Origin of the sequence: Pseudomonas sp. NPDC087185 (assembly GCF_044744955.1) — a bacterium.
In the GTDB taxonomy this organism is placed as follows: domain Bacteria; phylum Pseudomonadota; class Gammaproteobacteria; order Pseudomonadales; family Pseudomonadaceae; genus Aquipseudomonas.
This window is the reverse complement of sequence record NZ_JBIUZK010000002.1, coordinates 997241-1023257: the sequence shown is the minus strand read 5'-3', so window position 1 is coordinate 1023257 and position 26017 is coordinate 997241. Positions and strand designations below refer to the sequence as shown.

22 protein-coding genes are annotated in these 26017 nt (G+C 56.9%); 10 read left to right on the top strand and 12 right to left on the bottom strand.

Annotated elements, in window-relative coordinates:
- The 6 genes from ACIPIJ_RS10290 to ACIPIJ_RS10265 form a co-directional block, all read left to right on the top strand.
- A partial coding sequence (locus ACIPIJ_RS10290; RefSeq protein WP_401075798.1) for an aldehyde dehydrogenase family protein occupies positions 1-167 on the top strand: 167 nt, incomplete at its 5' end.
- Between the two features lie 626 nt (positions 168-793).
- Complete coding sequence (locus ACIPIJ_RS10285; protein ID WP_401075687.1) at positions 794-1699, top strand: LysR substrate-binding domain-containing protein; 906 nt, start codon at positions 794-796, stop codon at positions 1697-1699.
- Between the two features lie 107 nt (positions 1700-1806).
- Positions 1807-3063 carry an SRPBCC family protein gene (locus tag ACIPIJ_RS10280; RefSeq protein ID WP_401075685.1) on the top strand — a complete coding sequence of 419 codons (1257 nt, stop codon included), beginning with the start codon at positions 1807-1809 and terminating at the stop codon, positions 3061-3063.
- 5 nt (positions 3064-3068) lie between these two features.
- On the top strand, positions 3069-4196 hold the full coding sequence (locus ACIPIJ_RS10275; protein WP_401075682.1) for an FAD-binding oxidoreductase: 1128 nt from the start codon (positions 3069-3071) through the stop codon (positions 4194-4196).
- 70 nt (positions 4197-4266) lie between these two features.
- The gene (locus ACIPIJ_RS10270) at positions 4267-5886 is read left to right on the top strand and encodes a BCCT family transporter (RefSeq protein ID WP_401075679.1); all 1620 of its coding nucleotides are present in this window, start codon (positions 4267-4269) and stop codon (positions 5884-5886) included.
- Positions 5887-6044: 158 nt separating this feature from the next.
- Positions 6045-7097 (top strand): proline racemase family protein, encoded by a 1053-nt coding sequence (locus ACIPIJ_RS10265; protein WP_401075676.1) that lies wholly within the window; start codon positions 6045-6047, stop codon positions 7095-7097.
- Between the two features lie 120 nt (positions 7098-7217).
- Here ACIPIJ_RS10265 and ACIPIJ_RS10260 read toward each other — a convergent pair whose 3' ends face one another.
- The 12 genes from ACIPIJ_RS10260 to glnT all read right to left on the bottom strand — a co-directional run bounded on the left by ACIPIJ_RS10260 (position 7218) and on the right by glnT (position 21886).
- A complete protein-coding gene (locus ACIPIJ_RS10260) occupies positions 7218-8045 on the bottom strand; it encodes a DMT family transporter (RefSeq protein ID WP_401075673.1) in 828 nt (275 codons plus the stop codon).
- Positions 8046-8204: 159 nt separating this feature from the next.
- Complete coding sequence (locus ACIPIJ_RS10255) at positions 8205-9095, bottom strand: dihydrodipicolinate synthase family protein (protein WP_401075670.1); 891 nt, start codon at positions 9093-9095, stop codon at positions 8205-8207.
- A 324-nt stretch (positions 9096-9419) separates the two neighbouring features.
- Positions 9420-10616 (bottom strand): formaldehyde dehydrogenase, glutathione-independent, encoded by a 1197-nt coding sequence (gene fdhA / locus ACIPIJ_RS10250; RefSeq protein ID WP_401075668.1) that lies wholly within the window; start codon positions 10614-10616, stop codon positions 9420-9422.
- Between the two features lie 30 nt (positions 10617-10646).
- Positions 10647-11978: a dimethylsulfonioproprionate lyase DddP gene (gene dddP, locus ACIPIJ_RS10245; protein WP_401075666.1), complete on the bottom strand. Its 1332-nt coding sequence runs from the start codon at positions 11976-11978 to the stop codon at positions 10647-10649.
- Between the two features lie 85 nt (positions 11979-12063).
- Positions 12064-13092 carry a glycine betaine/L-proline ABC transporter substrate-binding protein ProX gene (gene proX, locus ACIPIJ_RS10240; protein WP_401075663.1) on the bottom strand — a complete coding sequence of 343 codons (1029 nt, stop codon included), beginning with the start codon at positions 13090-13092 and terminating at the stop codon, positions 12064-12066.
- Between the two features lie 72 nt (positions 13093-13164).
- The gene (proW, locus tag ACIPIJ_RS10235; RefSeq protein ID WP_401075660.1) at positions 13165-14118 is read right to left on the bottom strand and encodes a glycine betaine/L-proline ABC transporter permease ProW; all 954 of its coding nucleotides are present in this window, start codon (positions 14116-14118) and stop codon (positions 13165-13167) included.
- A gap of 34 nt (positions 14119-14152) precedes the next feature.
- Positions 14153-15313 (bottom strand): glycine betaine/L-proline ABC transporter ATP-binding protein, encoded by a 1161-nt coding sequence (locus ACIPIJ_RS10230; protein ID WP_401075657.1) that lies wholly within the window; start codon positions 15311-15313, stop codon positions 14153-14155.
- A 694-nt stretch (positions 15314-16007) separates the two neighbouring features.
- On the bottom strand, positions 16008-17333 hold the full coding sequence (locus ACIPIJ_RS10225) for an ammonium transporter (RefSeq protein ID WP_401075655.1): 1326 nt from the start codon (positions 17331-17333) through the stop codon (positions 16008-16010).
- A gap of 206 nt (positions 17334-17539) precedes the next feature.
- Positions 17540-18862, bottom strand: coding sequence for an FMN-binding glutamate synthase family protein (locus ACIPIJ_RS10220; protein WP_401075652.1), 1323 nt, complete (start codon positions 18860-18862; stop codon positions 17540-17542).
- 15 nt (positions 18863-18877) lie between these two features.
- Positions 18878-19561 carry a protein glxC gene (locus ACIPIJ_RS10215; protein ID WP_401075650.1) on the bottom strand — a complete coding sequence of 228 codons (684 nt, stop codon included), beginning with the start codon at positions 19559-19561 and terminating at the stop codon, positions 18878-18880.
- Positions 19562-19572: 11 nt separating this feature from the next.
- Positions 19573-20478, bottom strand: coding sequence for a glutamine amidotransferase family protein (locus ACIPIJ_RS10210; RefSeq protein ID WP_401075647.1), 906 nt, complete (start codon positions 20476-20478; stop codon positions 19573-19575).
- 73 nt (positions 20479-20551) lie between these two features.
- Positions 20552-21886: a type III glutamate--ammonia ligase gene (gene glnT / locus ACIPIJ_RS10205; protein WP_401075645.1), complete on the bottom strand. Its 1335-nt coding sequence runs from the start codon at positions 21884-21886 to the stop codon at positions 20552-20554.
- A 276-nt stretch (positions 21887-22162) separates the two neighbouring features.
- Here glnT and ACIPIJ_RS10200 point away from each other — a divergent pair, with 276 nt between their 5' ends.
- From ACIPIJ_RS10200 to ACIPIJ_RS10185, 4 genes are all read left to right on the top strand, one after another.
- Positions 22163-22765, top strand: coding sequence for a helix-turn-helix domain-containing protein (locus ACIPIJ_RS10200; RefSeq protein ID WP_401075643.1), 603 nt, complete (start codon positions 22163-22165; stop codon positions 22763-22765).
- Between the two features lie 253 nt (positions 22766-23018).
- A complete protein-coding gene (gene purU, locus ACIPIJ_RS10195; RefSeq protein ID WP_401075640.1) occupies positions 23019-23885 on the top strand; it encodes a formyltetrahydrofolate deformylase in 867 nt (288 codons plus the stop codon).
- A complete protein-coding gene (gene folD, locus ACIPIJ_RS10190; RefSeq protein ID WP_401075638.1) occupies positions 23882-24787 on the top strand; it encodes a bifunctional methylenetetrahydrofolate dehydrogenase/methenyltetrahydrofolate cyclohydrolase FolD in 906 nt (301 codons plus the stop codon). The genes purU and folD overlap by 4 nt, the downstream gene beginning before the upstream one ends.
- Positions 24769-26010: an FAD-dependent oxidoreductase gene (locus tag ACIPIJ_RS10185; RefSeq protein ID WP_401075635.1), complete on the top strand. Its 1242-nt coding sequence runs from the start codon at positions 24769-24771 to the stop codon at positions 26008-26010. The genes folD and ACIPIJ_RS10185 overlap by 19 nt, the downstream gene beginning before the upstream one ends.
- Positions 26011-26017: the final 7 nt, after the last annotated feature.

Genomic DNA, 26017 nt, shown 5'->3' with positions numbered 1-26017 from the left:
GTGTTGCCGAGGCCCTGGAATACGGCATGGTCGGCATCAACACCGGCCTGATCTCCAACGAAGTCGCGCCGTTCGGCGGCATCAAGGCTTCGGGCCTGGGCCGTGAAGGTTCCAAGTACGGTATCGAGGACTACCTAGAGATCAAATACCTTTGCCTGAGCATTTGACCGCATTTAAGCGCCTGAACCATCAGGAATGAGGCACGTTAGACATCCTGCACTTGCCCAAACTAGGGTAACGGACGGTACTCACCGTCCGTTTTTTTATTTGATTGCTTTTATGAATACCCCCGCCCGCTCGCCAGCGGAGATACGCCTGCTGGACAAAAATTTTCATTCCTCAGCTGGCAAACCTCCCATTTGTTGTCCGCATCCTTATAGAGCATCAGCACTGCGAGTGCGAGAGTAGCTGGAGCAGCAAAAACGTAGTGCAGCCCACTGAAGTAGCAGGCTGAGCGATCGCGACTCCCCTTTCTCACCAGCACAACTAGGCAGCGTCCGCGTTTACTGGACGCAACAGGGTAACCTGTGATAAGCCAATACACCCAAATTACCGAGGATGCGTATTTGGTGGTTTTCTATACGCACCAGCTACCGCGGCGGAATCCTCATAATATGACCGTGAAGGCTCCAGACTGACCTGGCCCGCGGGAAGGATTGTTTTCTGAAGGCAGCAGCGCACCTCGCAGCCACGCGACCGCGCGCCCCCAATCAACGTCAACGCTCGAGCAGATGCTGTGAAAAACCCAGACGCCATTAACAAACACCGGGGATACCGTCGAATAATTCCCTCCATGACAGCGCTACTTCAATTTGAGTCTGTCGCCCGTTTGAGAAGCTTCACCCAGGCGGCCAAGGAGTTGGGCGTAACCCAAGCAGCAGTGAGCAAGCAGATAAAGGTCCTGGAGGAAAACATCGGTGCCTCTCTGTTTAATCGCCTGCCCCGCGGCATCGAGCTCACTCATCAGGGGCAAGCGTTGTTTGCCGTCATATCTAAATCTTTGCAGAAAATAGCCACGATCTTCGACGAGATCAATCATGAGAGTAACCACAAGGAAATTACACTGGGTGCCACCGCCTCTTTCTCCCAGTTTCAAATAATGCCGCGGCTGGCTGCGTTGCGTGATGCAATGCCTGAGCTAAAACTGCGCTTAACCACCCAGATGTTCACCGGAGATTTGCGTACACAAGAAACCGACATCGTTGTCCGTTATGGTGATGGACAGTGGGTGGACGGAGAGTCGATTTTTTTATTCAATGAAGAAATCTTTCCGGTGTGCTCCCCTGATTGGCTTGCAAACAATCCTGTACCTACTTCACTTGAGGAACTAGCGAATGCCTGCCTATTGGAGGCCGATTCTACTTCTGAGGGCTGGATGAACTGGCAAGGCTGGTTTAAAGCATTAGGGCTGAGCACGCACAAACTCAACTACACGTTGCGCTGCAATCTCCACGCTAACGCTGTACATGCCGCGCTGCATGGGCATGGCATCGGGCTAGGCTGGGGGCGCGTCGTGGAGCACCTACTGACAACTGGCGAGCTGGTTCGATTAGAGCCTTTTGTCGTTCGGCCTACGGATGCCTATTACGTCATCATTCCGGATGGGCGAAGCGCCACTCCCGAAGCCTGGGCGGTGATACGATGGCTACAGCGACGGGCCCCACTTTCTCCAACGATCGAAAGCAAAGCCATAACTTGAAGTAATGCGAGCGGTAAAAATAAGCGCATTGACGGTCCCGACAGTCACTCAGATAATCCCGAAAAAGTATCATCGATACTTAAAATAAGAGTGACCGAGGAATAGTCATGAGTATTTCAAGTCTAAAAACTCACCGTGAAGTTGTGAACTCGCGACAACCCGGATTTGGCATGCCGGGTGAGATCTTCAGTCGTCAAGATATTTTTGAGACAGACGTCGATATCTTCTTCACCAAGCACTGGATTGTCGTTGCCGTTACGGCCGATGTTGAGGAGCCGGGTGACGTCTTCACTACCGATATAGGCAAGTCTTCCATCATTGTATTACGCGATGATGACGAACAGATCCGCGCCTTCCGGAATGTTTGCCGCCACCGTGGCGCACGCCTGAGAGCGCCGGGCAAGTCCACCGTCGGCATGTTGGTATGCCCGTACCACCAATGGACTTATGACCTTGACGGTAGCCTCAAGCACGCTGCGCACATGGGTAAAGGCTTCGACCCGAATTGCCGCAGTCTGATTCCAGTGCACTGCAAAGTGATCGGCACCCACGTTTTCGTCTGCCTCAGCGACGATCCGCCAGAAGATATCGCCCTTCAGGAAGACGTCATGGGCGCGCGTTTTGCCCCCTATGATTTGACCAACACCAAGATTGCCTACGAACTCGACTATGTCGAAAACGGCAACTGGAAACTGGTGATGGAAAACAACCGAGAGTGTTATCACTGCCACGGCACCCACCCGGAACTCCTAGTCTCCTACCAATCCGAAGACTTGGGGGTCAGCCTTGAAGAGATGAGCGACGACCAGCGCGCCTCGTACGACGCCTATCAGATTCGCAAGGCCGGTATTGAAGCAAACTGGGCCAGCGAGGGACACCTGTATGAAACGTACGAGCACCTCGATGACAATGCCGCCACTCACTTCCGCACCCAGCGCATGATCATCGCCGGCAGTGGTGAGTCGCAGACCCTGGACACCAAGGTCGCCTGTACCAAGCTGCTCGGCAACCTCACCCGCAAGGATCTCGGCGATACTCACCTGTGGGGCAACAATGCCTGGACCCACGTAATGAGCGACCACGCCATGATCAGTTGGATCATCCCGTTGGCGCCAGACAGGACCCTGGTACGAACCAAGTGGCTGGTACGCAAGGACGCCGTAGAAGGTGTCGATTACGACCTGCAACGTCTGATCGAAGTCTGGGTCGCAACCACCAAGCAAGATGCCGACTTAGTTGCCATCACCCATAGCGGTACCCAGGATCCAGGCTACATTCCTGGCCCCTACTCCGAGTTCACCGAGCCCTACGTTGACCAGTTCCTGCGCTGGTACAGCGCTCGTCTCGAAGCCCACGGAGTCTGAAGGTGATGACCATGTACGAGAACATCGCCAGCCTGCGCGCTGACCAGCGATTTGCCGACAGTGACCATTGGGCCGCCCATGGTGCCCAATGGGCCAGCGGCGAAAGCAAACGAATCGAATGTCTGAGTGTGGTAGCCGAAACCCACGACGTGAAGACCTTTACTTTCCACTGTCCGGATTACCACGCGCTGGCCTACGAGCCAGGGCAGTTCCTGACTGTGTCGCCCCAGATCAACGGCCAGAACGTGTCGAGATGCTACACCCTATCGTCGACCCCGACCCGACCTTTCACCTTCTCAATTACCGTCAAGCGGGTGCCGGGGGGTGTAGTGTCCAATTGGCTGCATGATAACCTCAAGGCCGGCGATGCCATGACGGCCTCAGGGCCAGCGGGGATCTTCACCCCTGTAGCGGGACCGGCTAGGAAGCTGCTGTATCTGTCTGCAGGCTCAGGGATTACTCCGCTGATGGCGATGACCCGCGCCGCTGCCGACCTGCACGCTGATCTGGACATCGTCTTCGTGCACAGCGCGCGCACGCCGAAAGACATCATCTTCCGCGAAGAGCTGGTGCGCCTTGAGCGCTCCATGCCCCATTTGCGCACCCTGTTCTTCTGTGAAGGTCTGGGTGACGAGCCTGACTGGACGGGGCCGACTGGGCGCCTGTCACTAGAGCAACTGCAGCAGCGCATTCCTGACTTCATGGAGCGTTCAGTTTTTACTTGTGGCCCGAAAGGCTACATGGATGCCGCCAAGGCGCTGTTGGGCAACGCAGGTTTCGACCTGACGCGCTACCACCAGGAGAGCTTCGACATTGCAACCGAAGCCGAGGTCGAGCCAGCACCAAGCGCGGCTCCCGGTCTGGCCCAGGACACCTTTACCGTGCGCATGGCGCGTTCGGGCAAAACCTTCACCATGACTGCCGAGCAGACGGTGCTCAGCGCGGCAAAAAAAGCCGGTGCGGTGGTCCCCTCCTCTTGCAGCCAAGGCGTCTGCGGCACCTGCAAGACTGCGCTGCTCGAAGGCAGTGTAGAAATGAACCACAACGGCGGTATTCGCCAGCGTGAAATCGACAAGGGTCTGCGCTTGCTGTGCTGCAGTCGCCCGACCTCTGATCTGGTGATTGATCTCTGACTAGGCGCCTTCGGGCGCCTTTTCCGATTTTCAGCCTGCGGCCTTGTATAAAATAAAAAGGAAATAGCCGATGCGTGCAAAAACTGGCCTGTTCGAGGGCCTGAGCCCCATTGTGACTATCGGGTCACTCCTCATAGTAATTGCGTTTGTAGTGCTGTGTGCTTCGCAAGGCGATCAGGCAGCCGGGGTCTTCAAAAGCGCCTCCGACGCCATTCTTAACAATCTGAAATGGTTCTATATCGCGCTGGTGAGCGTGGTCCTGGCAGTACTGCTGGTGATCGCATTCAGTCGTCACGGCACGCTCAAGCTCGGGCGTCCGGATGAAAAGCCTGAGTTCAGCTTCGCGGCATGGATTTCCATGCTGTTCAGTGCAGGAATGGGCGTTGGGCTGATTTTCTGGTCAGTTGCGGAGCCAGTTCTACATTACGCAAGTAACCCATTCACCCCTGGGCTCAGCAATGAGGCCGCATCGGTAGCAATGCGCATCACCTTGTTTCACTGGGGCCTGCATCCGTGGGCAATCTTCACCATCATCGGACTCGGTCTGGCGTATTTCGCTTACCGTGAAGGGCTGCCGCTGGCCTTGCGATCGGTGCTCTACCCGCTGATCGGCAAGCGCATCTACGGACCAATCGGGCACACCGTCGATATCATCGGCGCTGCCGTTACTGCATTTGGCGTTTCGCAATCACTGGGCATGGGTGTCGAACAGATCAACACTGGCCTGAACCAAGTCTTCGGTGTGCCGGTGAGCTTGTCGTTCAAACTGGGGATTATCGCGGTGGTGACGGTGATTGCATCGATCTCGCTCATCGCAGGTGTATCACGGGGAATGAAAAGACTGTCGACCCTGAACATGTTCATCTCGCTCGGGTTGATGCTGGTAGTGCTAGTGCTCGGCCCGACCAACTACATCATGAATTTATTGTTTGAATCGACCGGCGATTACTTGCAGAACATCATCGGTCTCAGCCTTTGGACCGACGCCCAGAACGAGAGCGGTTGGCAGAACAGTTGGACGGCCTTCTACCTGCCGTGGTGGATGACCTGGGGACCTTTCGTAGGGTTGTTCATTGCGCGTATTTCGCGCGGTCGGACTATCCGCGAATTGATCGTCGGTGCGTTGCTGGTGCCAACCTTGGTGACCATTTTGTGGATGGCTGTGTTTGGTGGTACGGCACTCAAAGATGAGCAGAACACCCGCCAAGCCTATAACAACTTGCCACTCGCCGAGCAGTCTGCAGCCGGGCCATTCACTGGCGGGCCAGTGCTCGACGCCACTCGCAAAGAAACCACCACGGCGATGTTTACACTGCTCGAGCGCCTGGACGGGAAAACCTTGGGCGGTATTTTGAGCATCATTGTCTGCCTTCTGCTGGCGGTGCATTTCGTGACTGCTGCCGATGCCGGTACTCAGGTGCTGTGCATGCTCAACGCAGTGGGCAGCATCAATCCACCAAACTGGCTGAAGGTGGCATGGTGCATTCTGGAGGGAGCGATAGCGGCAAGCCTGATTATCGCGGGTGGCTTGCTAGCGATTCAGATGGCAAGCATTGTGATCGGCCTGCCAATTGCGATTTACATGGCGCTGACGAGTTACAGCCTAATACGCAGTCTGCGGGCGAACGCTGAATTGACGCCATTGGCAGTTTCACCTCAGGGGCAACCGCAACTCGTCGAGCCGACCTGAAACGCGATACGCATGACGCGCCGGTGAAATCTGCAGGTTAGGGTGCACCGGCGTGCCGTCATATCTCGCAGGTGTAGATCGATCTACATCGGCTAGGGGTGGAGGTGGTTAGTTTTTTCATCCACCCCGTCTGAATTGGCCATTCAAGGGAGTAGCCCATGTCATTCAAAAGAACTATCCATGCAGTCGACACCCATGCGGGCACGCCGATGCGGGTTATCACCGGCGGGGTGGCGCATATTCCAGGCAACACCGTTCATGCCAAAATGAAATGGCTGGAGGAGCACGATGACCAGTTGCGCAAGCTCATGCTGCGTGAGCCGCGCGGTTACCCTGCCCACTGCTGCAACATCCTCGTACCCCCGTGTCACCCGGAAGCTGACGCTGGCTACATCATCATGGAACAGATCGAGTACCCGGTGATGTCCGGTGGCAACACCATTTCGGTAGTCACCGTACTGCTGGAAATGGGCCTATTGCCCATGAAGGAACCGCTGACCGAGTTGGTGCTGGAAGCTCCCGCTGGACTGATCCGAGTCAAGGCCGACTGCCAGAATGGCAAGGTAATAGGCGTCACGTTCCAGAACGTTCCTGCGTTCGCCGCGCACCTGGATGCAGTCATCGACGTACCGCACTTGGGCAAGGTGCGGGTCGACGTAGGTTGGGGTGGAATGTTCTACGTAATTGCGGATGTCCGGCAATTCAAGGGACTGGAGCTGATCCCCAAGCATGGCGCGGAAATAGCCCGCGTGTCGTCCATGATCCGTGAGGCGGCGATCGAACAACTGCCGGTCGCACATCCGGAGTATCCGGGGGCCGGCATCACAATTTCGCAGCTGTCAGGGCCTAGTGAAGACCCAAACGCCGACTGGAAAAACGTCGTTACCATGGCATCTGGCGGCTTTTCTTGGGACAACCCAGCCACCTGGACCGGCGCGCTGGATCGCTGCCCATGCGGTACCGGCACCAGCGCGAAGATGGCTACGCTTCACGCCAAGGGCGAGCTCCACTTGAATCAAGACTTCCGGCATCAGGGCATCATCGGCACCATCTACACCGGACGGCTAATCGAACGGACCACCATTGGCACCCACCAAGCGGTGCTACCAACGGTCACCGGTAGAAGTTGGATCTATGGCCTGAACACCTTCGTGCTTGACCATGATGACCCCTTTACCGAAGGTTTCACCGTCGGTGATATCTGGGCATGAGGACTCAAAAGCCGGCCGATGCCGGCTTTTCATCTTGCGGTCTGTATGAAATGTATTCGCCCGAAGGCGAGCCCTGGCTCAAAGCCCTATGGACGTGCGCGGATTAATCCCGGACCGAACCTAGCGTTTAACCGCGAAAATCCCGCCTAGCACCACTAGCAACGCACCCACCACTAGCGTGCTCGTGAGCACCTCACCGAACCAAATCACGCCCAGGACCGAAGCGAACACCAGTAGCGAGTAATTAAATGGCTGCAAGGTTACTGCGGCCGTGTATTTCAAAGCCTGCAATAACAGGAGCTGTGCTACTACGCCGGTCACTGAAAGCACCGCCATCATAACCATTTGCGGCTGCGTCGGTGTTGTCCACTGCGCTGCACCAACCACAGTGGACAACACCGCCCCCCAAAGCCCCATGTAGAGCATGTTGGTGCCGAATGCATCGACCCTACTGATTTTGCGCGTCAGTACATTGAACCAAGCAAACATCACTGCCGCCGCCAAAGGGATCAACGAGGCTTCACTGAAAACACCCCTACCCGGCTGGAGTATGATCAGCGTGCCTACGAAGCCGATAAACGCTGCCAGAACTTGACGCACACTGATCCGCTCGTCTAACACGAGCGCAGCCATAGCCATGGCCAGCAAAGGAAATACAGCGTAAATGGCGTGGGTTTCAGCCAAGCCCAGATGCCGCAAAGCATGGCCAAAAATGAAAATCTCGAACACGCCTAGCATCGAGCGTATCGCCTGTAGCCAAGGGTGTGCGGTTTTGACCGCCGCGACCAAACCGCCCCTCATCTGCACGAAGCACAAGGCGAACACCAGAAAAAACCAGTAACGCACCATGATAAGTTGCGCTACCGGCAAGTCCTTGACCAAAGTTTTGGTGATCCCGTCTTGCGCGGCAAATATGAACATCGACATCAGGCATAACCCAACACCCATACGGGTATTTCCGCCTACGCTTTTATTACTTATCGACCCGAGTACAGTATTCACTTTGCTTCACCCAACGAGGCACTTCAATTACGTGCTGGCATGCAGTCAAGCCCAGTGGCTTGACACCAGGATGCGTGTACAGCATGGTCTCTTGAAATCCGGGCTTCAGAGAGCGGATTCACGCTCTATCAGCGGGGCCAGCGTCTCGCGCAGTCGTGTGACCTTGTCATCGGCGAGACGCGCCAGAGGACGCCGTGGATGTCCGGCGACATAACCCATGATTTCAGCGCCCGCATAGACGGACTGGACATAGTCACCCTGCCAGATCAATGACATAACCGGCGCCAGCGCAGTCCAAATCTGACGAACCTCTTCCCACTTTTCTTCACGGGCGGCATTGGCGAGCTGCACGCAAGTCTTCGGTGCGATGTTTGCGCCCCCCCAGATCAGGCCGGCGGCACCCGCAAACAATGCGTAAGGTACTAACGGATCGGCTCCGTTCAGGGTGGGCAGGCCTGTGCGGGCCAGCGATGCCTGGGCAGTCAAGTCGCCGCTGCTGTCCTTGACCGATACAAAGTTAGGAATCTCGCTGAGCTGTTTGAACAACGATGGGGTGACCTCTACCCCCACCGCTTGCGGTACGTTGTAGCCGATGATGGGCAAGCCCGCTTCGGAGACAATCGCGTAGAAGTCATAGATACTCTGGTGCTCGGTCGGTCCTTCGAAAAAGGGTGGCAGCACCATTACTCCTTCCGCGCCGCACTCTTTCGCATGGCGGGTACGCTCGACTACCTCCTCCACCAGCAGAGCGGAAGTCTGGGCAATTACCCGAGCGCGACCATTGATGACCTTGGCACCGAAAGCCACCAGCTCCTTTGACTCATCCTTGCTCAGATAGACATGCATTCCGGTTCCGGAACTGAGCACGAAGCCATGCACACCAGCAGCGATATAGCGTTCAATTAAACTTTCAAAGCGAGCATAGTCAATCTTGCCATGCGCATCGAACGGCGTGGTGATAGCTAAATTAACGCCTGTGAACTGGAATGCGGACATAGGGTAACTCCTTTTTTATCGCCTGGTCGCCCCATCAAAAAGCATCGGCCGGTGTAGCTGTGCTAAAGAATGCTGAGGGCTTGAGCCAAATTCTCCAGGAGAAAGTGATGCGCTGAGACTTTGCGCTTATTTTTACTTCGATCGTAAGTTGGCGGTAAATGATCATCCCCCGAGATAGGTCGGAACCCACCCAAGCTCATCAAATTGCGCTGTTCAGAGCGAGAAAGCACAATCCCCGGCCTCAGGCGAGTGGGGATTGCGCTTGTCTGCTGTTTACAATGTCGGTTACGTAATACGCTTACCGACGTCAGCGCGGATGAGGTCTCAGGAGAATGTGTTGTGTGGATCAATCACAAACTTCTTCGGCACGCCTGCGTCGAACTCTCCGTACCCTTGCGGCGCTTGATCCAAGCTGATCACCTGAACACCCACTACTTCGGCGATATTGATCCGGTCCCACATGATCGCCTGCATCAAGGCGCGGTTGTATTTCATGACAGGCGTTTGACCGGTATGGAAACTGTGCGACTTGGCCCAGCCCAGACCAAAGCGGATGCTCAGCGCACCGATCTTCGCAGCAGCATCGCTGGCTCCCGGGTCCTCAGTTACATACAGTCCAGGAATACCGATCTTGCCCGCAACGCGTGTCACTTGCATCAGCGAGTTGAGCACTGTAGCTGGCGCTTCGTGCTTGGCGCCTTCATGGCCATGACCGCGTGCCTCGAAGCCCACCGCATCAACCGCGCAATCCACCTCCGGCTCACCCAGCAGGTTGGCGATCTGCTCATGCAACGGCGTGTCCAGGGACAAGTCGGCAATCTCGAAGCCCTGGGCCTTGGCGTGGGCCAGGCGAGCCGGATTGAGGTCGCCAACGATAACTACGGCAGCGCCCAGCAGGCGCGCTGAAGCGGCTGCGGCCAGCCCGACCGGACCTGCGCCAGCTACGTAGACAGTGCTGCCAGGCCCGACCCCCGCCGTGACGGCGCCGTGATAGCCGGTTGGCAAAATGTCGGAGAGACAGGTCAGGTCACGGATCTTCTCCATAGCCTTGTCGCGATCCGGCAGCTTCAGCAAGTTGAAGTCGGCATACGGCACCAACACGTATTCAGCCTGGCCCCCGGTCCAGTCGCCCATGTCGACATAGCCGTAGGCACCCCCAGCACGAGCCGGGTTGACCGTCAGGCAGACCCCGGTGTGCATTTCCTTGCAGGAACGGCAACGACCGCATGCGACGTTGAACGGTACGGAGACCAAATCGCCAATCTGCAGGTGCTCGACATCCTTGCCCTTCTCGATCACTTCACCGGTGATCTCATGCCCCAGCACCAGTCCGACCTGAGCAGTGGTGCGACCACGGACCATATGTTGGTCGGAGCCGCAGATGTTGGTGGAGACTACCTTGAGGATCACCCCATGCTCGATCTTCTTGCCCCGGGGATCCTGCATCTTCGGATAGTCGATGTTCTGCACCTCTACCTTGCCTGCGCCGCGGTAGACCACACCTCTGTTGTACGCACTCATGCTTCACTTCTCCTTTTTACAAAAACGAGTTCAATCGCGTAGAAAGCTGTCTTCGAACGGATAGCGCGTCAGCACCTCGCAGCCGTTTTCGGTGATCAGCAACTGGTTCTCCAGCTTGATCCCGTCGCGCCCACCTACCTCACCTATGTACGCTTCAACACAGAGCGCCATGCCGGGTTCAAGCACGCCGGCGTATCCATGAGACTCGAAGTCTTCTGGATAGCGGATGCAGGGGTATTCATCGCACAGGCCGACGCCATGGAACATGACGCCGTAGCGCTGCTGTCGGCAGGACTCAGGCAGCCGATGCCCATTAGCGGTGAGTTCCGCGAAGCTGATACCCGGACGTACCAGTTGGGTGTTGAAAGTGATGTGTTCATGCGCAATGCGGTACAGACGTTTTTGTTCCGCAGTAGGCTGTCGTTCGCCGCAAATCCAGCTGCGAGACATGTCTACGCAGAAGCCGTAAACACCGATCAGATCGGTATCGAAAGAAAGCAGATCTCCATCGCTCAGGACGCGGGGGCCAGACTCTTGATACCAAGGGTTGGTACGAGGTCCGGAACTGAGGATGCGGGTTTCGATCCATTCGCCACCACGGCGAATGTTGCCCGCGTGAAGTGCTGCCCATACGTCGTTTTCGGTAGCACCGTGGCGCATGACCTGGCGCATTTCAGCGATCGATGCCTCGCATGACGCAACTGCACAGCGCATGGCCAGAATCTCGTCCGTGCCCTTAATCACTCGTGCGAACTCTGTCACTTCCTGTCCGCTGTGCACTTCGACACCCAAGGCATCCAGTGCCCGCAAGCCAGAAACCTCGATTCGGTCCACAGCCAATCGACGGTTGTTGCCTGCGTGGACACGCATCAATTCGTCAATTTGCGCCGCGAAGCGCTGGGCGTGTTGGTCGGTACGGTCACCGGTTTCAAAGTAGAAAAACGACGCACCGCTTCGCAATTCGCTGATCAGTGGCAAGTGGGCGCTGAGGTGGTCGCAGCCATGGAAGTCCCACAGCACCACATGGCCACTGGCGGCGACGAAGCAGGCACGGGCCGGGTTGTGAGTGGTCCACAACTGCATGTTGGTGGTGTCAGTGGCGTAGCGAATATTCAGCGGATCGAACAGGAGAATGCCAGCGAGGTCGCGGGCTACCAACTGTTCCTTGAGTCTTTGCAGGCGGTATTCGCGCATGGTCGGTAAATGCGGTACATCCAGACCCAATGCCGCCCACTCTGCAAAGGCTAAAGGAGTCGGTCCGATTTCGGTGCGGTCGTTGTCATTCAACGAGCCGTCGGCGCGGTAGCGGGTGGGGTCGATGCGGCGGTTACTGCTCGGGATGAAAAATGGCGAAGTCGTCATGGCTAGGCGGTCATCCTGATTTCTTATTATGTTCCCGCGCGGGGTTGGGTAAACGGCCACCGCGCAGGAATTTGCTATGTGCGGATCAGTTACTGGCCTGGGAAGCCGCGGCACGAGCAGCCGCAACCCAGCCATCAAACTGCTGCTGGTGCGCCGCAATCCATTCCTTGGTATGTCGCTGGATATCCGCGACGGTCTTCTCGCCTTGCTGCATCTTGAGGTTCTGCGCGCTTTCGTCCGCTGCGGGGATCTGCATCAGTGACAAGAACTTCACCGCCGCCGGATTCTTCTCGGCGAAATCGCGATTGACTAGCGCCTCTACCCGATCAATAGCGAAGCCCAGGTTCTTACCCTCGTAGGTGGTATTGACCGTGTTGTCACCTCCTGGCAGCTCGGTCCTGGGAACCTGCAGCCACACCACGTCACGCCCCTCCACCAGCACGCCTGCCACCCACTGCGGCACCCAGGTGTAATAGAGCACCGGCTTGCCTTCCTTGAAACGCGTGATGGTGTCGGCCATCAATGCAAAGTACGAACCTTGGTTGACATGGATCGACTTCTCTAGATCGTATGCCTTCATCTGGTGTTCGATTACCAGCTCGCAGCCCCAGCCAGGGTTGCAGCCAGTCATGTCAGCCTTGCCATCACCATCAGTGTCGAACAACTTGGCAATCTCGGGCTTCTTCAGATCGGTGATGTACTTTATGTTGTATTGATCAGCTGTTTTCTTGTCGATCAAATAGCCCTGCAGCACACCCGGCAGGACGTTACCCGTCTTGACCATGTTTTCATCGCCACCCGCCTTCTCGTAAAACGCCGCGTGCAACTTGTCCCATGCGTTGACAGTAAAGTCGGCGTCGCCAAACCCCACTGCAAGTACCATGGTTGCGTACTCGGTTTCCTTCGGTGTCTGCACTTTGTAACCCAGCTCGCGGAGACCGGCCAAGGCAACTTCCCCACGGAAACGCTCTTCATCGACTGAGGGAAATGCTGGAGTGATCTTCACCCCTTCCCCCGGTTTGTCGGGCGAAGCGCTAGCGCCCAAGCAAAACACACTGAACGCCACAGCCGAGGCGCTTTGCAACAAACGACGGGTGAATTTGAACTCGCACATCTTCGCGTACCTTTTGTATTTTTTCGGGGTTGCGGCAGATAGAACGTTAATGCGTTGAATAGGTGATGCTGATCAGACGGTCTCGCGCCGCCCTGCTGACTGACCGGTACCGAACAAGCGCAGCAACACGCCGACGGGACCCGTGTGATACCAACGCTTGCTTGGGTCGGCGCTGGTTCGCGCGCCCATGGCTTGAGTCAGGCGGTCGAGGAAGATCGCCAGGAGCACCAGCCCCACACCTCCGACCGTAGCCAGGCCCATATCCAATCGGCCAATGCCGCGAAGCACCATTTGCCCCAAACCGCCGACGGAAATCATTGAAGCAATCACCACCATCGACAGCGATAGCATCAGCGTTTGGTTGAGACCGGCCATGATGGTTGAGGTGGCCAGCGGCAACTGGACGCGGGTCAGCATCTGGCGCGGCGTACAACCGAAGGCGCGAGCAGCTTCAATCTTGTCTTCAGGTACCTGGCGAATACCCAAGTTGGTCAGTCGCACCAAAGGCGGCAGGGCAAATACGATGGTCACCAGCACCCCGGGCACGTTGCCGATGCCGAACAGCATTACCACCGGCACTAGGTAGACGAAGGCGGGGAGCGTCTGCATCGCATCGAGCACTGGGCGAATGATGCTCTCCAAACGATTGTTGCGGGCGCTGAGGATTCCCAGCGGAATGCCGATCACCGCGCAGAAGAACACCGATGTCAAGACAAGCGCCAGGGTAGTCATCGACTCCGACCACACGCCAATCAACCCAAGCAAGGTCAGGGTGACGAAGCACAGAAGTGCCATACGCTTGCCAGCCAGTTGCCACCCGAGCAGCGACGACAGCAAGATGCCTATAGTCGGTGGAATGCTCTGCAGGGTGAACTCGATGCCGTTGAGCACTTGGTCGATCGGCCAGCGAATGGCTCGGAAAACTTCGCGGAAGTTGTGTACGAGAAAGTTAAGCGTAGCGGTGACCCAGTCACCCAAGGGAATGGTCGCCGCCTGAAACGGGTCCAGAAGACTAAATTCGGACATCAGAACTCACCTCTTTTGTGGTCGGCAGCTGCTCTCAGTGGCGGCTCAGAGTCTGCAGCAACTCGTTCTTTGACAGCGTGCCCTTGAAGGCGCCTTGACGGTCGAGCACAGGCACTGGATACGGCAAGTCGGCGGCTATCCCCAGCACTTCGTGCAGTGGCGTGTCGGTATACACTGGCAGGTGCTCGTGCAGGCTGTAACGATCACTGGCGGTGGCCCCGCTGGCATTGGTGTCGACAACCCCCAACAACTGGCCACACTCGTCGACCAAGTAGCCGAACGGCACACCGGCCTGGAAACTGGGGGCCTTACCGTTAACCTTGCACACCACGGCGGGGTCGTAATTGGCCACATCGCCGGCCTTGAGCACACGCGAGCTGTCGAAGCTCTTGAAGAACGTGCGCACGTAGTCATTGGCCGGCTGGTTGATCAGCTCCTGAGGGGTGCCAACCTGCACCACCCGACCGCCTTCCATGATCGCAATGCGATGACCGATGCGGATAGCTTCTTCGATGTCGTGAGAAATGAAGATGATGGTGCGCTGCTGCTCAGCCTGCAGGCGCATGAGCTCGCCTTGCATCTCGCTGCGGATCAGCGGGTCGAGCGCCGAGAAAGCTTCATCCATCAGCAAGATTGTCGGGTCGTTGGCCAGCGCACGAGCCAGCCCCACACGCTGCTGCATACCGCCAGAGAGCTGGTGAGGATAGCTGTGCTCATGGCCTGCCAGACCGACTTGGCTCAACGCCTCGCGGGCACGGCTGTAGCGCTCAGCTTCAGCAATCCCGGCGATCTCCAGGCCGAACGCGGTGTTCTGCAGCACGCTCATGTGCGGCATCAGCGCGAAAGACTGGAACACCATGCCCATTTCCTTACGGCGCACGTCGAGCAATTTTTTATCGGAGAGGCCGGTAATCTCGCGGCCGTTGAGGTAGATGCTGCCAGAGGTGGGTTCGATCAAACGGTTGAACAGCCGTACCATGGTCGACTTACCCGAACCGGACAAGCCCATGATGACGAAGATCTCGCCTCGTTTTACGGAAAAGCTTGCATCGAACACGCCGACCACGTGGCCGGTCTTACTGAAGATTTCGTTCTTGTCGGCACCCTTGCGGAGCATCTCCATGGCCATGTTCGGGTTAGGACCGAATACTTTGAAGATATTTTTAACCGAAAGAATCTCATCGGATTGTGCCATACGACCCTCATTATTATGCTTATAACCAAAGATACCTGTGCTAGCAAATGCTAATACCATTGGCAGTTCGCTCAAATACGAGCGTGAGTCGGTCTATCTGATCATTCAGGATTGAGCTCTGCTTCTGAGAGCAAGCACGCCCAAGCGCGGACTGATAGCTTCACTTTAGACCTGATTTCCAGGCCGTTAATTGTAGATTTGTGTCAGTTTTTGTTATAGGACGGCAATTTTGTTCCCGTTCAGGTCTAGCTGGCTAACCTGCGCAAGCTAGCCAGTCGCCGATTTTCAAGTCAAATGCAAGCATAACCTCAGGTAATGAAGCAACGTCACCATCAGTACTCCAAACTATTCCAGTGCTCTGACTAAATATAATTCCACCATCCTGGCACTCCTGAGACTTAGATATTCGTGAACACGCCGTATCAGGACAGACCAACTCAATCTACTGCCATGGGACACACAATAAAAACCTGAGCATACTAACTTTACTGTAGGTATTATTGATTAGCCCACCACTTGCAAAGTTTTCAAGCACGGGCTAACCATGTCTTGATGGCACGACCACGCGAGATGCCATTTCCAGAAAACATCACCGCGAATCTGCATGGCGACCTCCATGGCGTCGCTCAGGGACGGCGAAGTCGACTTTTCCGGGCCTTTAATGAACGGGACGCTGATGGGCCACAGCCTTCATTTAATGGTTGTACGCCCGCTCGTTATGCTCGCCGAGGTCAAGTCCCATTTCCTCAACCGCGTCATGTGTCCGCAAGCCAACGACCGCTTTCAAGACTCTGAGAATGATCCAGCTCGCAATGAAGCAGTAGGCTGTTGTGAATGCCACCCCTTTGACCTGCGCGATTACCTGATCAGCCATGCTGACGTTCTCCACCAACCCGCCCAACGCCGGCACGCAGAAAACGCCAGTCAACACGGCGCCGATCATTCCGCCGATACCGTGCAAGCCGAATACATCCAGGCTGTCGTCATAGCCCAGGCGCGTCTTGAGCACAGTCACGCTGAGATAACAGAACACGCCACAAAGCAGGCCGATTGCCAGCGCGCCGCCAACCCCTACATACGCACAGGCTGGGGTTATCCCGACCAGGCCGGCCAAGGCGCCACTGGCTAGCCCCAACGCACTCGGCTTACCTACCCTGAGCCACTCGGTGAACATCCAGCCCAGAATACCGGCACACGCACCGAGTTGAGTGTTGAGCATCACGATGCCTGAAAGGCCATTGAGGCCGCCGCCGGAGCCGATGTTGAATCCAAACCAGCCAACCCAGAGCATCGCCGCACCGACCATAGTGAGGCTCAAGTTATGTGCAGGCATTGGAGCGTTTTCGTATCCTTTACGCTTGCCAAGCAGCAAACAGGCTGCAAGCGCAGCTACACCCGCATTGATGTGAACCGCAGTACCACCTGCGAAATCCAGCACGCCCCAATTGTGCATCAAAGCCCCTGCTCCGCCCCAAACCATGTGGGCCACCGGCGCGTAGACAAGGGTGAACCAAATCGCCATGAACAGCAGCGCCGCCGAGAACTTCATACGTTCGGCAAAAGCTCCGGCAATCAGCGCCGGAGTGATGATGGCAAAGGTCATTTGGAAGGTAACAAACACCCCTTCCGGAACTTCGCCAACGAGGCTTTCAGACGTCATGCCTGCCAAAAATGCGCGGTTCAGACCGCCGACAAAGCTATTGAAGCTAACCTCGCCCTCAACCATGTTAGTGGTATCGACCACCATGCTGTAGCCATAAACCACCCACAGCACCCCCACCAGTCCGGCGATACCAAAACATTGGGTGAACAATGACAGCATGTTCTTGGCTCGCACGAGACCGCCGTAAAACAGCGCAAGGCCTGGCAGACACATGAACAGTACCAGAACCGCCGCCGTTACCATCCAGGCGGTGCTACCGGTGTTCAATGTAGGGGTATCAGCCGCCTGTGCCAACGGTATACATGCACTGAGCGCGAGCAATGCAAGAAGTGATTTGCCGGGTAGACGATTAACCATTGTGGAAGCTCCTGCGATGAATGGAAAAGTGTCTGGCAGAAAGCGAGGGGGTGAAGCGATGGGCCGTTGAGGCCTCTTGGATGGGTCAAATCAAGCATGGCCTGAACGCAAGAGCGCGCTTGCCCTTGGCGGCGTCGTGTCAGACAACAATTCAGTTGCAGACAGATCGCCGCCACAGGCTCACGCGCTCCTACATCAGGTAATACTTAGTACTGGCTGCCTGGAATCCACGAAGTCCCTGCCAACGGCACACGAGCCATAGCGGCGGACTCTACGGTCAAGGCCACCAGGTCCTCAGGGTCGAGGTTGTGCAGGTGGGATTTGCCGCAGGCCCGAGCCATGGTTTGCGCCTCCAGCACCAGAACACGCAAATAGTTGGCCAACCTGCGCCCGCCTTCGATCGGATCCAGACGTTTTGACAGCTCCGGATCCTGCGTGGTGATACCTGCCGGGTCACGCCCGTTCTGCCAGTCATCGTAGAAGCCGGCCGCTGAGCCGATCTTCTTGAGCTCATCGTCCAGGCGTGGATGGTTGTCACCCAGAGCAATCAATGCGGCCGTACCGATGGCCACGGCATCGGCGCCCAGTGCCATGGCCTTGGCAACGTCTGCACCGTTACGGATGCCTCCGGAGACAATCAGCTGCACCTTCCGGTGCATGCCCATCTCCTGCAGCGCCTGAACCGCCTGTGGAATGGCTGGCAGGATGGGGATACCGACGTGCTCGATAAACACTTCCTGAGTCGCAGCGGTACCGCCTTGCATGCCATCAAGCACGATCACATCGGCGCCGGCCTTCACTGCCAGCTTGACGTCGTAGTAAGGACGGCTGGCGCCGATTTTCACGTAAATCGGTTTTTCCCAATCGGTGATCTCACGAATCTCGGCAATCTTGATCGCCAAGTCGTCAGGCCCAGTCCAGTCCGGATGACGGCATGCCGAGCGCTGGTCAACGCCGATGGGCAAGGTACGCATACCGGCAACACGCTCGGTCACCTTCATGCCCAACAGCATACCGCCGCCACCCGGTTTGGCGCCCTGCCCCAAGACGATTTCGATGGCATCGGCCTTGCGCAGATCATCTGGGTTCATGCCATAACGCGAAGGCAGGTACTGGTAAACCAGGTGCTGGGATTGGCCGCGTTCTTCCGGCGTCATGCCACCGTCGCCCGTGGTGGTACTGGTGCCTGCAATAGTGGCGCCGCGACCCAGGGCTTCTTTCGCATTGGCCGACAATGCACCAAAGCTCATGCCGGCGATGGTCACCGGAATTTTCAGGTGGATCGGCTTCTTGGCGAACCGGTTACCGAGGATTACATCCGTTCCGCATTTCTCACGGTAGCCTTCCAGCGGGTAGCGCGAGACGCTTGCACCGAGCAGCAGCAGGTCGTCGAAGTGCGGCAGCTTGCGCTTGGTACCGCCGCCGCGAATGTCATAGATGCCGGTCTCGGCGGCACGTTGGATTTCCTGGATAGTCAGGCGATCGAAAGTGGCCGACTCGCGCAGGACTGGAGTGGTTTTCTCGCTCATTTTCTTGCTCCTGAATCAGTACGCGGAGGCGTTGTCGACTTTGAAGTTGTACAGCTGGCGAGCCGAGCCGTAGCGCTTGAAGTCACTGGCTTTCTCGTTGAAACCGGCTTTGTTCAGAAGCGCTTGCAGCTCTTCAATGTGCTCCGGGCGCATCTCTTTTTCGATGCAATCAGAACCCAGGGACTCGACCTTGCCTTTGACGAAGATCTTCGTCTCATACAGGGAGTCACCCAACGCATCACCGGCGTCCCCGCACACCACAAGGCGTCCTGCCTGCCCCATGAAACAGCTCATGTGGCCGATGCTGCCGCCGACCACGATATCGATCCCTTTCATCGAAATACCGCAACGGGCGCCGGCGTCGCCTTCGATCACCAGCAGACCGCCATGCGCCGTAGCGCCCGCTGCTTGCGAAGCGCTGCCTTTTACTCGGACGTAGCCAGACATCATGTTCTCGGCGCACCCCACGCCCACGTTCCCGTGCACAGTGATGGATGCCTTTTGATTCATCCCTGCGCAGTAATAGCCGGCATGGCCCTGGATATCCACGGACACCGCTTCGTTTACACCGACGGCAAGGTTGTGCGCGCCGTCAGGGTGAGTGACCAGCCACTCTCGTTCATCGAGCGTCTTCGCTTGATCGTGCAGAGCCTGATTAAGGTCGCGCACGGTGGTGTTGCTGAGATCGATGGTTTTCATGTGCGTGCTCCTTAAGCCGACTCGCGTTCCCAGATGTACATGGTGGCGGGAACAGGTTCCCAGACCTTGGCTTTCTCGATGCCCGGCAGGCTCGACAGCGCCTGATACTCCGAAGCCATTGCGACGTAGTCTTCGGTTTCGGCAAGAATTGCCGGCTTGCAAGCAATCGGGTCTCGGATCACGGCGAAGCCATTGCGGGTGCCGATCGCGAAGGTGAAAAAGCCGTCCAGCGCTTCGAGCGAACTGTCCAAAGCGGTCTTCAGACTGTCGCCTTGCTGCAGACGCCAGGCCAGGTAACCGGCCGCGACTTCGGTGTCATTCTCGGTGTCGAACTTGATACCTTCGCGGCGCAGCTCCTGACGCAGACGGAAGTGGTTCGACAGCGAGCCGTTGTGCACCAGGCACAGGTCAGCGCCGGTGGAGAACGGGTGGCTGCCTTCCATCGTCACGGCGCTCTCGGTCGCCATTCGGGTATGGCCGATGATGTGGCTACCTTTCATCGAACCCAAGCCGAAGCGCTCGGAGATCTCTTTCGGCAAGCCCATGCCCTTGAGGATCTCGATGCTCTTGCCGGCGCTCATGATGCGCACGTCCGGGGCCAGTTCCGCCAAAGCAGAACGTACGGCAGCTTCCTCAGCCTTGATCTTCAACACGATGGCGCTCGCATTTTGGAACCAGTCCAAAGACGCCGCGAGCTTGCCTTCCAGTGCGCCTACCAGCGCTTTGAAGTCGTAGTCATCGCTTGCTGCTTGCAAGGTCAACTTCACCCAGCCATCAGCGACTTCGTCGCCGTAAATGGCAAAGCCGGCACTGTCAGGGCCGCGATCAGTCATGGCCTCGAGCATGGGTTCGAAGAGTTTGCCGAGCTGGGGCTCCAGCGCCGGATTTTTCAGGTATAGCCCCACAATTCCACACATATCGTTAACTCCTGGGCAGAAGACCCCCTACCCATCGGCAGGGTGTCAGAAATGGTTGTTTACGTTGGCTAGATCAGAAGAACTCGGTGTAGCGCTTCACTTCCCAGTCCGAGACGTGACGGCTGTACTCCACCCACTCCATGCGCTTGAGCTTGATGAACTCACCGACGATTTCGTTGCCGAGCACTTCGGCGAACAGTGGGTCAGCTTCAAGCGCATCACAGGCTTCCTTGAGCGACTGAGGCAAAGTCTTGATGCCGCGCGCGGCGATTTCCTCAAGACTCAACTTGTAGAGGTTCTCGTTGCACACCTGGTCGATTTCCAGCTTGCGGTCGATGCCGTCCAGCCCCGCCGCGATGATCGCCGCGCTGACCAGGTAGGGATTGCAGCCAGCATCCGGCAGACGGAACTCCAGACGGCCATACGGGACACGAACCATGGCCGAGCGGTTATTGGCACCAAAGGCGATGAAGGCTGGTGCCCAGGTCGCCCCAGACAAGGAATTGCCCACAACAAGGCGCTTGTAGGAGTTGACCGTCGGCGCTGCGAAGGCGCACAAGGCTGGGCCATGCGCCAGAAGGCCAGCGGCGAAGTGGTAGGCCATTTTCGACAGGCCCATCCCGCTCGGATCGCTCGCATCGTGAAACAGGTTCTTGTTGGTCGCGCTGCTGATCGACAGGTGAAAGTGCATGCCGTTACCCGCACGCTTGGGGTCAGGCTTTGGCATGAACGAGCAGATAATGCCCATGTCGTTAGCAATCTCACCGGCAGCCATGCGGAAGAAGGTGAACCGATCGGCGGATTCCATGGCATTGCTGTAGGTGTAATTGATCTCGAACTGGCCGTTGGCGTCTTCGTGATCAATCTGGTAGATGTCGAAACCCACTGGCTGCAGGGCTTCGGTCAGGCGCTCAAGGAACTCGCGCGAGCGGGACAGGCCTTTGTAGTCGTAGCACGGCTTGTCCAGATCATCACTGGCGTCGACCATCTGCAGCTTGCCCTGCCCGTCGCGCTTGAACAGGCTGAATTCAGGTTCCAGGCCAGTATTCAGCGTCCAGCCACGATCGCTCAACCGCTCGACCTGCTTCTGCAGGACGTAGCGGCTGTCGTATGGCCAAGGCTTGTCTTCGACATGACCGATGCAGACCACCCGGCCGTAGCCTGGTTGCCATGGCACTGGCGTAAGAGATGCCAGATCGCCTTTTGCCATGAAGTCCGGGCCATGTGGCTCCATGCCCATACCGCAGATCGCGAACCCTGCAAACCCCGCCCCGGCTTCGGCGACCATCTCGAGACCCGATACGGGTACCGATTTCGTTTTGGCCGAACCATGGATATCTACGAACTGAGCCAGTACATACTTGATCCCGTGTGTATCGATCAGGCGCTGTGTTTCGTGTGGCAACATGGACATGACTCCTGGCTGTAGCAATTCGTTGGTGGGAAGTCGATGGGTCTGACCTGATTATTACGATCAGGAAACTTACTTTCCCCATGAGAATGCAATGAACTTGCCAACTCGCGCTTGCCGCCGAAAAGTCGATCCCAGGAGGAGCCTTTCTGCCTTATTTATGGGAAACTATTTTTCCGGCTACGAATAAAGCCAGGCGATCCTAACCGACGCAAAAAAATTTGCACATTCTCGGTGCGAAAATAAATTTACTGTGCGGAATTAGTGCAAACCATGAACACACACGAAAGCCAGCCCAAGCTCAAGCTTGAGCAGTACTTGGGCATCCAGATCAAAAGACAGCGTCAAGCGCAGGAACTGAAGCTTGCGGACGTGGCGCGCATAGCCGGGATCAGTCAAGGCATGCTGAGCAAAATCGAAAACGCTCAGGTGTCGACCAGCCTTGAAAACCTCAGCCGCCTTTGCGACGTCCTGGGCATGCCCATGTCAAAATTGTTCAGCCAGTATGACCAGCAGGGCAGCGCTGCGATTTTGGTCAAACGTGATGAAGGGCTCGAAGTGGTTCGCCGTGGCACGGAGAAAGGCCATACCTATCACCTGCTGAACCACACCCGCGGGCCCAAGAAAAGCTTCGAGGCGTACATGGTGAGCATGGATGACGCCAGCGAGGAGTTTCCTACTTTTTCCCACCCCGGCACTGAATTCCTGCATTTGCTGGAAGGCGAGTTGGTCTACCGCCATGGCAACCAGCTCTATCACATGGAAGCAGGTGACAGTCTCACATTCGATGCTGAAATCCCCCATGGCCCTGAGAAGCTGGTAAGCGTACCGATCCGTCTCTTGTCGATCATGAACTACGCCCCCTCGGACGCCTGACCCCGTATTTTCCAGAGTCCAGGCTAGACCTGGACTCGTATTTCCTACCTGCTCGCGCCCGCTTACTCCCTGCCGTCATTTCCTACCAGTAAAAAATCTTTCCCCAGCATGTAGACGTGCCTGCGGAATTCGCCTATAAATTCCCCAGCCGGAATATTTAATTCTTTATGAGAATATTTATTCACGGGCGAATCTGCATTTCACCGATGAATCACTTGCCGGAAACCACCCCGCGCACATCTGAGGACTGACCATGCAACATGAAAAAAACCATTTCATTCTCAAAATCAGCTGTCCTGCGACTTCCGGCATCGTGGCGGCAGTGACCTCGTACCTGGCGGGCAACGCTTGCTACATCGGTGAGATGGCGCAATTCGACGACGAGTTGAGCGGCAAATTTTTCATGCGGGCGGTGTTTCGTTTCAACGATGGCCATGAAGGCGACATCGCTCAGCTGAAAGCCGGCTTCGAAGACGTCGCTCAAGCGTTCGGCATGCAGTGGGAGCTTTACGATACTCGCCAGCCGATGCGCGTACTGCTGATGGTCAGCAAATTCGACCACTGCCTCACCGACTTGCTGTATCGCTACCACAAGGGCGAAATGGACATGACCATCACGGCCATCGTGTCCAACCACCTTGATCTACGCCCTATGGCCGAGCGCGAAGGTATTCGGTTCATCTACTTGCCAGTGACCAAGGAGACCAAGGCACAGCAGGAAGCAGCGTTGATGAAAGTCGTGGACGAGACCGGGACCGACCTCGTAGTCCTCGCACGCTACATGCAGATCCTCTCCGATGATCTCTGCAGGCAAATATCGGGCCGTGCCATCAACATCCATCACTCCTTCCTGCCAGGCTTCAAGGGTGCCAAGCCTTATCACCAAGCGTATGAGCGTGGCGTGAAACTGATCGGCGCCACGGCTCACTACGTCACCAGCGATCTGGACGAGGGCCCGATCATCGAGCAGGAAGTCCAGCGCGTCGATCATGCCTATCTGCCAGACGACCTGGTCGCCATCGGACGCGACACTGAAACCGTGGCGCTGTCCAAAGCGGTCAAATATCACCTGGAGCATCGGGTATTCCTCAACGAAGACAGAACGGTGATTTTCCGATGAGTACTTCCAAACTGATTGACGGCAAAGCGGCATCAGCCCGCGTGCTGAAGCAGGTTCGAGACGATGTCGCCCGACTGAGCGCCGATGGCATCTTCCCTGCGCTCGCTGTAATACTCGTCGGGCAAGATCCTGCCAGCCAGGTCTATGTGCGCAACAAGATCCTCCGTGCAGAAGAAGCGGGAATCAAATCGCTCGAGTACCGCCTGAGTGAGGAAACCTCGCAGGGTGAACTGCTCAAGCTGATCGCAGACCTGAACGTGGACGAAGCCGTGAACGGCATTCTGCTGCAGCTCCCATTGCCTAAGCACATCGAGGAAACGCGTGCGTTACAGGCCATTGCCCCGGGCAAAGACGTCGATGGGTTTCACAGTGAAAATGTCGGCGGCTTAAGCCAGGGTCGCGATGTGCTAACGCCATGCACTCCCAGCGGCTGCATGCAACTGCTTGAAGAGGCTTGCGGCGACCTGAGCGGCAAGCACGCCGTTGTCATCGGGCGATCCAACATCGTCGGCAAACCCATGGCCGCTCTGCTGCTGCAGGCGCATTGCTCGGTCACTGTGGTGCATTCGCGCAGCGTCGATGCCAAGGCCCTGTGCCGGCAGGCAGACATTGTCGTTGCCGCCGTCGGACGACCACGGATGATCGATGCAAGTTGGCTCAAGCCAGGAGCAGTGGTCATCGACGTCGGCATTAATCGCATTGAAGAGGATGGCCGCAGCAAGCTTGTTGGGGATGTCGACTTCAACAGCGCCCTGCCCCAAGTTTCAGCTATCACACCAGTTCCTGGTGGTGTTGGGCCGATGACCATTGCCTTTCTGATGAAGAACACCGTTACCGCTGCGGTTCAGCAGGCTCATGCACAACGCGTTTCCTCGGAGGCCGCATGCCTTTCAATCTCCTGAAATACGGGCTCAGCTCTGAATACCCGGTCGAAGTGGATTTGCCTGCTCCCAAGGCGCTCAAACCTTCCTACGATGTGGTAATCATCGGCGGCGGTGGCCATGGCCTGGCAACCGCCTACTACCTGTCCAAGTACCACGGCATCACCAATATCGCGGTGCTGGAGAAGGGGTATCTGGGCGGCGGCAACACGGCGCGCAACACAGCGGTCATCCGCTCCAATTACCTCACTAGCGAGGGGGTGCGCTTTTACGCCGAGTCAGTACGGATGTTTGAAGGGCTGTCCAATGAATTCGACTTCAACATCATGTATTCCCATCGTGGCCAACTGACGCTCGCCCACACCGACGCCACCGTGCGCTCGTTCCGTCAGCGTGCAGAGGTCAACAAACACTTCGGCGGGCGCACCGAAATGCTTGACCGTCAACAGATTCGTGAGCTCGTACCGACACTCAACCTCGACCCTGGGCATCTCCCGGTGATCGCAGGTCTCTGGCACATAGACGGCGCGACTGCCCGGCATGACGCAGTGGCTTGGGGTTACGCCAAACAGGCGGCTAAGCGTGGCGTGGAAATCCATCAGCTCACTGAAGTCCAAGAGTTGGTGATCGAGAACGGCACCATCAAGGCGGTGAAAACCAATCGCGGCACCATCCAGTGCGGCTGCGCGGTGCAGGCAGTGGCGGGCATGAGTTCGCAGTTGATGAAGAAAGCGGGTATCCGCTCGCCGATCCAGACCTTCCCTCTGCAAGCCATGGTGACCCAGCCGTTCAAGCCGTTCCTCGACCCGTTGGTGAGCTCCTCTGCCCTGCACTGCTACGTGCAACAGACCAGCCGTGGCGAAGTGGTGTTTGGCGGTGGCTCGGATCCGTACCCGCTGTTCAACACCCGCTCAACTTTGGATCTGAAAGAAAGCCTGCTTGCACACGCGATCGAGATGTTCCAGTTCTTGGCCAATGCCAAGCTGATGCGTCAGTGGGCCGGGATCACCGACATGACTCCGGATTACAGCCCGATCATGGGGTTGTCCCCGGTGAAGAACTATTACCTGGATGCCGGCTGGGGCACGTGGGGCTTCAAGGCTACGCCCATTTGCGGCAAGACCATGGCCGAACTCGTTGCCAGCGGGGGCAAGGTACCTGAACTGATCAAGCCGTTCGGCCTCGAGCGTTTCTCAACCTTCCAGCAAGTCAACGAGATGGGCGCGACAGCGGCCAGCCACTGAGGAGCAA